At 38.5% G+C, this 11,872-nt stretch carries 7 protein-coding genes; 4 read left to right on the top strand and 3 right to left on the bottom strand.

Going from position 1 to position 11,872, the window contains the following annotated elements; genetic code table 11:
- The first annotated feature begins 9 nt into the window (after positions 1–9).
- Complete coding sequence (locus LRP83_RS02355) at positions 10–1,023, top strand: S66 family peptidase (protein ID WP_230495059.1); 1,014 nt, start codon at positions 10–12, stop codon at positions 1,021–1,023.
- 61 nt (positions 1,024–1,084) lie between these two features.
- On the opposite strand, the gene LRP83_RS02350 is transcribed toward LRP83_RS02355, so the two are convergent.
- From LRP83_RS02350 to LRP83_RS02340, 3 genes are all read right to left on the bottom strand, one after another.
- Positions 1,085–1,978: an AraC family transcriptional regulator gene (locus tag LRP83_RS02350; protein ID WP_230495058.1), complete on the bottom strand. Its 894-nt coding sequence runs from the start codon at positions 1,976–1,978 to the stop codon at positions 1,085–1,087.
- Between the two features lie 387 nt (positions 1,979–2,365).
- Positions 2,366–4,024 (bottom strand): glutamine--tRNA ligase/YqeY domain fusion protein, encoded by a 1,659-nt coding sequence (locus LRP83_RS02345; protein WP_230495057.1) that lies wholly within the window; start codon positions 4,022–4,024, stop codon positions 2,366–2,368.
- A gap of 194 nt (positions 4,025–4,218) precedes the next feature.
- Positions 4,219–6,006 carry a TIGR04190 family B12-binding domain/radical SAM domain protein gene (locus tag LRP83_RS02340; RefSeq protein WP_230495056.1) on the bottom strand — a complete coding sequence of 596 codons (1,788 nt, stop codon included), beginning with the start codon at positions 6,004–6,006 and terminating at the stop codon, positions 4,219–4,221.
- 514 nt (positions 6,007–6,520) lie between these two features.
- Here LRP83_RS02340 and LRP83_RS02335 point away from each other — a divergent pair.
- The 3 genes from LRP83_RS02335 to LRP83_RS02325 all read left to right on the top strand — a co-directional run bounded on the left by LRP83_RS02335 (position 6,521) and on the right by LRP83_RS02325 (position 11,698).
- On the top strand, positions 6,521–8,386 hold the full coding sequence (locus LRP83_RS02335; RefSeq protein ID WP_230495055.1) for a GAF domain-containing sensor histidine kinase: 1,866 nt from the start codon (positions 6,521–6,523) through the stop codon (positions 8,384–8,386).
- Positions 8,361–9,020 carry a response regulator gene (locus tag LRP83_RS02330; RefSeq protein ID WP_230495054.1) on the top strand — a complete coding sequence of 220 codons (660 nt, stop codon included), beginning with the start codon at positions 8,361–8,363 and terminating at the stop codon, positions 9,018–9,020. Before LRP83_RS02335 ends, LRP83_RS02330 begins: the two co-directional genes overlap by 26 nt.
- Positions 9,021–9,229: 209 nt before the next feature.
- Positions 9,230–11,698, top strand: coding sequence for a S8 family serine peptidase (locus tag LRP83_RS02325; RefSeq protein ID WP_230495053.1), 2,469 nt, complete (start codon positions 9,230–9,232; stop codon positions 11,696–11,698).
- Positions 11,699–11,872: the final 174 nt, after the last annotated feature.

Below are 11,872 nucleotides of genomic sequence, written 5' to 3'. Positions count from 1 at the left end.
GGGAGTATTATGATAAAATACCCAAGTTTTGCTCAAGGTGCAACAATTGGCATAACCGCCCCTTCCTCGGGTGTAAATATCGAATTACATGACATGTTCAAACAAGCATGTAAGCGTATGGAGGAAAAGGGATTTAAGATCCATTGTGGAGAAACAGTTTGGACGCAAAATAAAGCTAAATCTGCCCCAGCTAAAAAGCGGGCTGAAGAGTTTAATGAAATGATGAGAAGCAAAAACGTCGATCTTATCATCCCGCCATGGGGTGGTGAACTCTTAATTGAAATGCTAGAATTTGTTGATTTTAGCAATATGAAAGAAAAATGGATATTAGGCTATTCAGATATAAGTGGGTTATTATTAGCTACGACCTTAATGACCGGAATGGCTACTGCTCACGGGACTAATTTAGTAGATTTACGAGGCGACTATTCCGATGAGACGACGGCCATGTGGGAATCTGTTTTAACAACAAAATCAGGGGGCTCTATTATTCAGAATTCCTCGGTAAAATATCAAAAAAAGTGGAACCACAGCGACCCATCGCCAATGGTATTTCATTTAACAGAGGAAACCATCTGGAGAACGATTTCAAATACTAGTGTAAAGCTACATGGTAGATTACTTGGTGGATGTATCGATATTATTAGACACTTGATTGGAACACCATTTGGTGATGTGGAAGGCTTTAGAACAAAACACCTCCATGATGAGCCGATTTTATGGTATTTAGAGAACTGTGAAATGTCCACAGCTGATTTAAAAAGATCTTTAACTCAAATGAAATTTGCTGGTTGGTTTGAAAACTGTTCAGGCATCATGTTTGGTCGCAGCCCAGCCAATCACCCAGTTGAGGACTACACGATTGAGGACGTTTATCAAGATCTTTCAGATGAACTTCAAATACCAATTGTCTATGACATCGATTGCGGTCACATACCACCGCAAATTACATTTATTAATGGGGCTTTTGCAGAAGTGGAAGTGGTGAAGGGTAAAGGTGTTGTAAAGCAATACTTTACTTAAGTGCATAGGACGATTCTGCTTCTACGAAATGAAGCAAAAGAATCGTCCGATGTTTTATTTTTTATCCCAAAACAGTTTGTTTATTCACTGGAATATAGATGTCCATTTCTTTGTTCTCTGAGCCATGGCATCGTTCATCATACAGTTCGAATTCTACTGTTCCCGCATGTTCATAGCCTGATTGTGGGAACCAATTTGTAAAAATGTTATTCCAAGTTGACTGAATAGTTGAACTGAACGACTTTTCATCGGACTTAGGTGTCGTGAATACCACATATTCCATTTCTGGAAAACTCATATAGACCATTCCTTCATGTGCTTGAGTTCCCTCTTTTACTTCCATTCCAATGACATAAACGAATTCACCTGTTTCAGGATCAAAATTAGTACATATACCGAGTTCCTGATTTTTATTTATAGGATCTGGAATAGTACAACCTAAATTTTTTTGCATGTACTGTTGCCAAAATTGAGGAATATCCATATTATTTTGCCCGTCTTTATTTTTTGTTCTAAGTTCGTAGCCAATAATGTGAAAAGCAGGTTTAGTAACTAATGTTGGTTCCATACAAATACCTCCAATATAGTGATTTATAAATAGGCAGGCTTTCCCGATCAATGGTCCAGTTAATCTTTTGGCTTCACGATATTGCTTTGGTGTCACTCCATAGAAATTTTTGAATGCCCGATTAAATGATTCTTGGTATTGAAACCCAACATCGAATGCAATATCAATTACTTTTTCATCTGTATAAAATAAACGTACTGCTGCTGATGTAAGCCGCCTTTTTCTCACGTAATTCATCACAGAATCTCCAACCATTGTCTGAAAAACACGATGATAATGAAAAGGAGAAAAGCAAGCAATCTCTGCTAATTGCAATAGAGTAACTTGTTGATGCAAATTCTCTTCAATATAATCAACTGTTCGTTGAATACAGACCTCATAATCCACTCTTGTTCACCTGCCCTACCATCAATATAACAAAAAACGTACATCTGTTCTTAACATCTTTTGCTAAATATATTTTAAATCTTTTTCTAAAAAAAGAGGTATCATAATCCTTTAACCACTTTCAAAACTGGAACTTAGTGATTTTTACCCTCTACTCTTACCCACCCAACTGCCCTTCCCTAAAAAATAGGGGAGAATATCCCTTTCCAACTCTCGATTTTTGACTCGTTCGTTTGAAGCGATAGCTTCAAACGCCTTTCAGCAAGAGCTGAAAGGTGCACAAAAGGCATGAAATAAGGGGAGAAAGCTCGCTTTCTCCCCTTATTTCATGCCTTTTGTGCAAAACGAGGCAAAAATCACTATTCTTGTGCAGGTGTTTTTAAACGCCTACAACTTAAACGAACTCTTCAAAGAAACAATTCGGTTAAAAACAATCTTTTCAGCAGACGTTAACTTAGGATCCACATTAAAATAACCATGACGGAAAAACTGAAACTTATCTTGAGGTTGAACCTCTTTCATATTCGTTTCTACGAACCCATTTAATACCTCTAAAGAATGAGGATTAACCTTTTCGAGAAAGCTTTTATCCTCCTCATCCTCATTCGTCTCATCTAGAATTAAAGGCTCAAATAAACGGAACTCTGCTGGAACCGCTTGTGTAGCCTCTACCCAGTGAATCGTTCCCTTAACCTTACGACCAGTAAATCCTGTTCCACTCTTCGTTTCAGGATCATACGTACAGTGAATTTCAATCACTTTACCATCTGCATCCTTAATCACTTCTTCACACTTAATAAAGTAAGCATGCTTTAGACGAACTTCATTCCCAGGGAATAATCGGTGATATTTAGCTGGCGGATTTTCCATGAAATCATCACGCTCGATGTAAATTTCACGAGAGAATGCAATTTGGCGAATCCCCATTTCTGGAACTTCAGGATTAATTTCGGCATCAAGCATCTCCACTTGACCTTCAGGATAGTTGGTAATAACGACTTTTAACGGATCAATGACACCCATTGTACGAGGAGCTTTTAGCTTTAAATCCTCACGCATGAAATGCTCCAGCATTTGCGTGTCGACGGTTCCAGCTGTTTTCGATACTCCTAGCTCACGAACAAATGATTTAATCGCATCTGCAGTGTAACCTTTACGTCTTAATCCAGAAATAGTAGGCATTCGTGGATCATCCCAACCATCAACAAAGCCTTCTTCCACTAACTGCTTCAGCTTTCGCTTACTTGTAACCGTATTTGTTAAGGCAAGGCGTCCAAATTCGATTTGTTGTGGTTGGCTCTTCATTTCACAATGCTCCACTACCCAATTGTAAAACGGACGTTGGTCTTCAAATTCAATCGTACAGATGGAATGAGTAACGTCTTCCATAGCATCCTCAAGTGGATGGGCAAAGGCATACATCGGATAAATGCACCATTTGTCTCCCGTATTATGGTGTGTTGTATGGGAGATGCGGTAAATAACTGGGTCACGTAGGTTGATATTTGGTGAAGACATATCAATTTTTGCACGTAAGACCTTCTCACCATTTTCATAGTCACCATTACGCATTTTTTCAAAAAGCTCTAGATTTTCTTCAATGGAACGGTTACGATACGGGCTTTCCTTTCCTGGCTCCGTTAACGTTCCGCGATATTCACGAATTTCATCGGCGCTTAAATCATCTACATAAGCTAAGCCTTTGTTAATAAGTAGAACTGCACGACTGTACATTTCTTCAAAGTAGTCAGAAGCAAAAAATAGACCGTCCCAATCATAACCAAGCCATTTCACATCTTCTTTAATGGCTTCAACAAACTCGGTGTCTTCCTTTAGAGGGTTTGTGTCATCAAAACGAAGATTCGTTGTTCCTTTAAATTCATCTGCTAAATCGAAGTTAATAACAATGGATTTAGCGTGTCCAATATGTAAGTATCCGTTCGGCTCAGGCGGAAAACGAGTAATAACTTTATCGCGTTTTCCTGTATTTAAATCATCAATTACAATATTTCTTATAAAATTTGCTGGGTTCGGATTATGTTCCAACTTTCTCAACCTCTTTCTTAAAGCTTTCGTCAAACCTTCGATTACAATATTCAATAACTGTATATATAACATAATTTAAGACAATTTTCCATTGACTATCCTAGATATACGAAAATTAAAGAGACCGAACTGGCATGTTCAGTCTCTTTTTTGTAAAAATACCCACATCTGAAATATAGGAGAAAGGATAACGATTAGGCATCAAGATTTATTTGTTTTCGTGCGGAAGGATAAAGCTGTTTCTTCACTTTTGTTGCATACTCTTCCGCAAGCAGCTCTAGCCCTACCATAGCTAAGGATAGAAAATCAGCATAATGCTTCTGCACTTCCCATTTAAGCTCATTTTTGCCACAAATACTATACTCGTTTAAAGCATCAAATTCACTTTTTAATTTGTCCAAGTCGGCTTTTTGGAGCTCTGGTGAATCCCCTAAAAGCTCATCAATTCGAGTAATGTAGGCTTGTGACCTTGCTATTTTCGATTCGATGTCCTGGTGGGCTTTTTTATCAATCAGCTGATATTGAAGTTTAAAATCATTTAGTAGTTTAGCAGATTCATAGGTTGCATCGACGATATCATCTCTTGTCATCGAGGTCGTTTCATAGCTAAGCATATGCTTCCACGAAGGTTGGGTGATGGCCTTTCGATGGTCCTCGAGCGTATGACAAAGCTTGATATACCCATATTTTTCAGGATTTTCAAAGGCGGCACTTGCTGGATCTAAGAATGGTGCAAGTGGCGCGACAAAATATGCTAACCGTGAATCGAGCTGACAGCTGTTATGAATCTCTTCAACAAATTTGATATTATCCAAGGCACTTTGCTTCGTTTGATCAGGAATTCCGATCATGAAAAATAAATCGATTTTGGCTACTCCATGTTTTAGGGCAAACTGAAGTGTTTCGATGACCTTTGGATTGGTACAATTGAATTTACCGTTGTGGCGTCTAATTTTTTCGTCATGCGTTTCCAATGTTAATTCAAGGCTATATTTCGGAACTGCCTCATTAATTTTTTTGAAAAATTCTTCATCTGCATATTGGAAAAGTTCAAAAACGAGTTCATTTTTTAGTGGGATTGCTTTTAATCGTTCAAAGAATTCATCCACATATTTTTTTCCGCCTTGGCGTATATCATGAAGGATGAAAATCGGTGCCCGGCTAAAGCGAGAGATAAACACAATATCCTCAATAAGTTTTGCAGGAGAACGTAGCGCAAGGCTCGTGCGACCACAGTTTTGCTGATACGCTTCCTTCGAGCCACCACAGATTAAACATTTCTGAGTACAACCTCTCGCTGTTAATATCGCAGTATTGGGGTATTGCATCCACTCTTTGTATGGAAGTGGGTCTAAGAAGTTTTTATATTTAAAGACAGATCGAATCGTATAACGATAGCCAGGGATATCAAACTCATCTAGATGACTGGGGGCATAGGTCATCGGATTTACCTTTACGACATTTCCACTTTTCCACGTTAAGTTAGGAATACCTTCGAAATAGTTGGAGTTGGCCTCAATCTCATTCATTAACATTAGCATTAATTTTTCGGTTGAATCACCGCGGACAACAAAATCGATAAAGGAATAGTCCATTAGCTCTTCATGGTAATAGGTGGCTGATAGTCCGCCAAAGATCATCGGTGTTTGTGGATGGAGCCTTTTCACGATTTTAGCCAGTTCGATACTTCCATGAGCATGTGGAAGCCAGTGTAAATCGATTCCAAATGCCTTTGTTTTAATTTTGCGAAGCTTTGCTTCAACATCAAAGTTCTCATCAAGCAGCATCCGGTTGGCAATATTAATGATTTTCACCTTTAAGCCGTAACGTTCGAGATAATCGGCAATACTCGTTAACCCAATTGGATACATTTCAAACACAGGAGAGGAAGGGACAACATCACTAATGGGTCCTGCTAAAATAGAACTTTTACGAAAGTCATAGACGCTTGGGGCATGTAAGAGAACTAAATCGTATTTCATAAAAACCACCCTTTATTGAAATATTTTTATCTATTAAGTAAATGGTAGAAAGGTATGCTCTAACGATTTTTATGTTAGTAGAAGGATGCTGATTTCAGTTAGTTAGTGGCTGGAATAATGGACTGAATATCCTATATTGTGATTGATTTCACAAATTGATTTGCAATTTTGTAAAAAGAATCTTTTTTATAAAATTATCGTACCATATAATGGTATTCTGAAATGTGTCGAATCACGTAAAACTGGCTAAGTATTATAAAGGTGAATATAGTACTAAAGTAGTAACCAATATATTCCTTTTGCTGAATTGGCAAGGGGGCAATTTTTAGGGATAATAAAACAAACAAATCAACTTGATTTGTCCCAGTATCGGTCAGTGAAAAACCATTGGACCGGTCTGGGTTATTTGTCCTATTTTTAAATGTTAGCCAACTATATGATGGGCTTTTTTGTTTTAATCAGCTAAAATTAATTGACTGAATTTTTAGAAATAGATAAACTTAGGGGTGATTCGATGCCTAATACAGAAAAGCTGCAAAAGAAGGAGAAAATGGCTCGTCTATCTATTCTCTCCATTTCAGCAATCGGCTGGACGGCGATTTTTTACTACGGGTTCTTACATTTAGAACAACCAAAGCATATATCAATTTTTATATTATTAGTTCTGTTCCTAGCAGTTGTTGAATATTTCCCTATGCCTGTATGGCGAGGGTTTACAACGATCTCCTTCCCAATTGTCTATGCCATCTATGTAATGCAAGGGATTGAAGTGGCTGTTTCCGTGTATGCCATTATCGTATTTATTAGTTTTCTTTTAAAAAGAAGACCTCTGAGAATTGTTTTTTTTAATCCAGCACAGCTAGTGATCAGTTTACTAGTTGCTAATTGGTTCTCGAATACGTTTTTCCCTTTATTTATTACGGATGAAACATCTAGAATTGTGGCTGGCATTCTTCACTTTTCCTTCATGATTTTCCCGTTCTATCTTTTAAATAACCTAATTGTTGATATCATCCTTGTGCTTCGACCGCAGCCTTATACGTTGGCTAGCTGGAAGCAAAAAACCTTTCAAGAGTTAAATAGTTTAGTCATTTCCTTTATTTATTTAGTTTTGTTTAATGTTTTAGGAAACCAAAATCGTGGCGAAATCGATGTCATTTCCTTCTTCTTTTTCTTCTCTCCCTTGGTTGGATTGGCCCTTTTGAGCTCTAGTATTGTCCGTCTTAGGAAGGAAAAGATTCGTTTAAAAGCTCTTTTTAAAATGTCTTCTGAATTAAATAAAATTATGCCTTCAAAAGAATGGCTTTATTTTTTACAGAATAGCTTAAATGAATTTATTGATGTGGATGCGAGTATTCTATGGATTTGCGAGGATGGAGAGTGGAAAAGGAAATTCTCGATGGGTTTAACAACAAGGCAGAATCCACTTTCGGGGACAACCATCAGTACGTTTGAAAAAATGAAGCAAATTACGATTTATCATAATACGAAAAAGGATTCTGGTCCTTGTGGTGATTGCTTTGATAAAGATATTTTGTCGTGTTTATATGCCCCCCTTCTAATGGAAGATGAGATTGTAGGCATGTTTGTATTTGGAAGAAGTCGGACGCGAAGCTTTAATGAGGAGGATGTTCAATCAGGTGCGACTTTAGCAAACCAGTTAGCCATTGTGATTAAAACAAAAATGTTATTTGCTGAGCAGGAGAAGCGTCTTATTCTAGAGGAACGAAATCGCATTGCCCGCGATATCCATGATGGTGTCGCCCAATCATTGGCAGGCGCTGTGATGAAGCTAGAAACGGCTGAGCGCAAATTTTTAAAAATGCCAGATGAGGCTTTAAAACTTATTCAAGAAAGTAATGTAAAGCTGAGAATTAGCCTAAAGGAAGTCCGCCAATCCATTTACGCCTTACGTCCTTATCCGACGGAGAGGGTTGGGCTTATGTCGGCCATGAATTCCCGTTTGTCTTTGCTACAAAAGGAACATCCTATAAAAGTTCATTTAGAAACTAGGGGATCAGAATATCCACTTAGTCCAATGGTAGAGAAAATTATTTTTGATATTTTTCAAGAAAGTATTCAAAATGCAATAAAGCATGCGAATGCAAGTGCTATTGATATTTTATTAAGCTATCAAAGTGAACATATATTATTAAAGGTGAAGGATAATGGATTAGGTTTTTCACTATTTCAAGCCATGATCCAAGCACGAAACCATCCCCATTTCGGAATCTTACAAATGAATGAATCTGCAGAGAGAATACAAGCAACTTTACAGATTGATAGTAAGGAAGGTGAAGGAACAGAAATTAATTTAACCGTTCCTCGAATGGGAATTGAAGGAGGTAGCGAATATGATCAAGCTTATGCTAGTCGATGACCATGCTGTGCTGCGTGATGGTTTGAAAAATATTATTGGGTTAGAAGAGGATATGGAAGTAGTGGCTGAAGCAGTCTCTGGAGTAGACGCTCTAGATAAAGTGATCGGCGAAGGTTGTCTACCTGATGTTATCTTAATGGATATTAATATTCCTGATAAAAACGGGATTGAGGTAACAGGGCTCATTAAGAAGAGTTACCCCCATATAAAGATTCTCATGCTGACGATGCATGATCACGATGAGTACTTTATGTCCGCGATTCGCGAAGGTGCGGACGGATATTTATTAAAGGATGCTCCTTCCCAACATGTGGTCGATGCGATTAGGTCTGTTGTAAAGGGGCAATCTGTCATTCATCCGGCGATGACAAAGAAATTTTTGAGTTTCCAAGAGTCGGATAAGGCTCCAGAGCCAATGAAGGAGAGCAAGGATACCTTATTGACCGAGAGAGAACGGGAAGTGCTGCTCTGTCTCGTGCAAGGGATGAATAATAAGGAAATTGCACAAAGTCTTTTTATTAGTGATAAAACGGTAAAAATTCATGTGAGTAAAATTTTTAAAAAGCTAGATGTGAAAAGTCGTTCACAGGTGGTCATTTATGCGGTGCAAAATCAGTTAGTGCCGTTGCCATAGAGATTAGAGGCCTCCTTTTTAGGGGGTTTTATTTTTTTAGAGGGGGGTTAATCTTAAAAAATAGCAAATTTATATAAAAACTCTACCTATACTACTAAAGTTATATTCTAAAATAGTACATTTGCTTAAGTAAGATATAGCCTCTGTAGAATTGGCCCTCCTTCTAATTAGTGCAATAATGAAAAGAAAGGAATAGGGAGGAATTTTCTATGAAAATACGGGCCATATTGCTGTCAATTTTTTTGACTCTTGGATCAGTTCTTAGTTGTATTGTTCCATATCATTCAGTTAACGCCACGACAACAGTTGCAGTTATTGATACAGAATTAGTGAAGAGATTTACTGATTTAGTCACACCACAACAGGTAATTGTAACGTTTAAAAAAGAATCTTCAGATCGGTTAAATTTGTTAGAGACAGTAGGACTAAAGAAAGGGGTCGTTTTTAACGAATTACCGATTGCTGGAGTATTAGCGACTAAAGCTCAAGTAGAGGAGCTTGCAAAGAACGAAAATGTTTTATCTATTTATTACAATAAGCCTTTAAAGTATGAAAACAAAGAAGCGACAGAATTAACAGGAGTTGACCGACTTCGTACAGAAGACACTTTCCGTCAAGCAAATGGTGGTTTACCAGTATCAGGAGCAGGTGTTGGTGTCGTTATTAATGACAGTGGTGTCGATGGCACACATAAAGACCATGAATTTGGCTCTCACCTTGTACAAAATGTTTTGGGTGCGACAAATTTAAATGCTCAAAGTGAACTATTACCGATTTCTTACATTGAAAATGTTCCAAATACGGATACGAGCTCTGGGCATGGGACACATGTCACGGGAATTGTTGGTGGTACCGGAGCAATGTCAGGTGGGGAATATGAGGGGGTTGCACCAGGAGCTAATTTAATTGGCTATGGGTCGGGAGCAGCTGTAGCGATGTTAGATACATTAGGTGGGTTTGAGTATGCATTAACACATCAAGCCCAATACAATATTCGCGTTATTACAAACTCTTGGGGTGATACTAGTGATTCTAGTACCGACTTTGACCCGTTTAATCCTATCAATGTAGCCACAAAGGCTCTTTATGACCGTGGAATCGTGACTGTGTTCTCTGCCGGAAATTCAGGTCCAACCGATTCAACGATTTCGGGTAATTATAAAAAGGCACCTTGGGTGATTACCGTTGCGGCTGGAACAAAACAAGGAAAGCTAGCTGATTTTTCTTCAAGAGGTGTAAAAGATAAGGGTGGTACGGTTACAGTTGATGGAGTGGAGTGGAATTGGGTGGATAAACCTACCGTTACGTCACCTGGTGAAGCCATTGTTTCAACGAGAGTTATTGCCCCTGTTGCTGCTTTAGGCGCACCAGATGATGTCGCAAATATCCCACCTGCTTATATCCCTTATTATACAACAATGAGCGGGACGTCGATGGCGGCTCCACATGTAGCTGGGGTTGTTGCCTTATTGCTAGATGCGAATCCAGGTTTATCACCGCTTGAAGTGAAGCAGATTTTACAAGATACTGCCACCAATATGCCAGGCTATGAGGATTGGGAAGTAGGGGCTGGTTATGTGAACGCATATGCGGCAGTCGATGCAGCCTTTAATCAAAGAGACTATGGCAATACATTAAATACCAATCAAACTTTTCAAGCAGCTGCGAAAATGGTTGAAAACAAGCAGTCCTTCACAATTAATTACAACCCTCTCATAACAAGTTCGAACCAAACTACCTTTACAGTTGGTGATGGACAAACAGAACTTGTTGCAAAATTCAATGCTGTGGGTATTTTAGGAACAACAGGAAATACTTTGAATTTATCCTTAATTGGTCCAGATGGAATTCGCTATTCATCCGGGATCTCGGCTCTTTTCCCCTTATATATGGATAGAGCTGTTCAAGTCGTTAATCCAAAGGCAGGCACATGGACATTAGTTGTTGAAGGGCTTCAAAAAGCAATTGCACTCCCTGAAACAGTTAGTGGCGAGATAGTTTTAAAACAATCAAGTGGGTACACTGGTTTAAATGATATTTCTGGCCACCCGGCTGAATCAGCCATCAAGCTTGCCGTTTCTGAGAGATTAGTAGATAGTAAAAGCACTAAAAATTTTGAACCAGATAAACCGTTGAAACGCGTCGAATTGGCACGCTTTCTTGTTATGGGAGCTGGGGTTCGTCAATATTTACCTTTAGATGGCTTAAAGTCCTTTACTGATGTAAGGGCAGATGACGTACCATTTGTAGAAGCAGTTATAGCCAAAGGTTCTGCCTTAAAGGATGTAGGGCAAACAACGAGCGGTGTGATCCTTCCTGTTACGAGTGGTACCTTCTCACCAGAGGGAAAGGTGGATCGTTTGCAATTAGCTTACTCGCTCATTCAAGCACTGGGATTAGAGAAGGAAGCGAAAAGTCGAACATCTGAAAAGTTGACGGTTCAGTATGGTGATTCACGTATTGCGATTCAAGATTCTGCCCTCATTCCAGCTGCCTTAAGAGGATATGTACAGTTAGCATTAGACATGAATATCTTAAATGCGTATTTTTCAGTAGAACAAGGGCTTTACGATTTAGTTCCGACGGTAAAGGCCAAATTTGACCCAGCTAGAACTGTTACACGTGCAGATTACGCAGTTACGATTACAAGGTACTACGCGAATTACCAAGCCGAATAATCCATTTAAAACTGATTGCATTTTATTGTGCAATCAGTTTTTTTCTATAAAGAATGAATAAGTACTACTCCTCTAAGCCTTTTGGAGGAGGTGAAAGATAGTACTACATAACACTTATTTATAACCTTTGTGGAATAGGAACGGACCCATAAATTTCAGATAATAGTAATAAGA

Origin of the sequence: Pseudoneobacillus rhizosphaerae (assembly GCF_917563885.1) — a bacterium.
Lineage (GTDB): Bacteria > Bacillota > Bacilli > Bacillales > Cytobacillaceae > Pseudoneobacillus > Pseudoneobacillus rhizosphaerae.
This window is presented reverse-complemented; position numbering and strand designations above follow the sequence as displayed.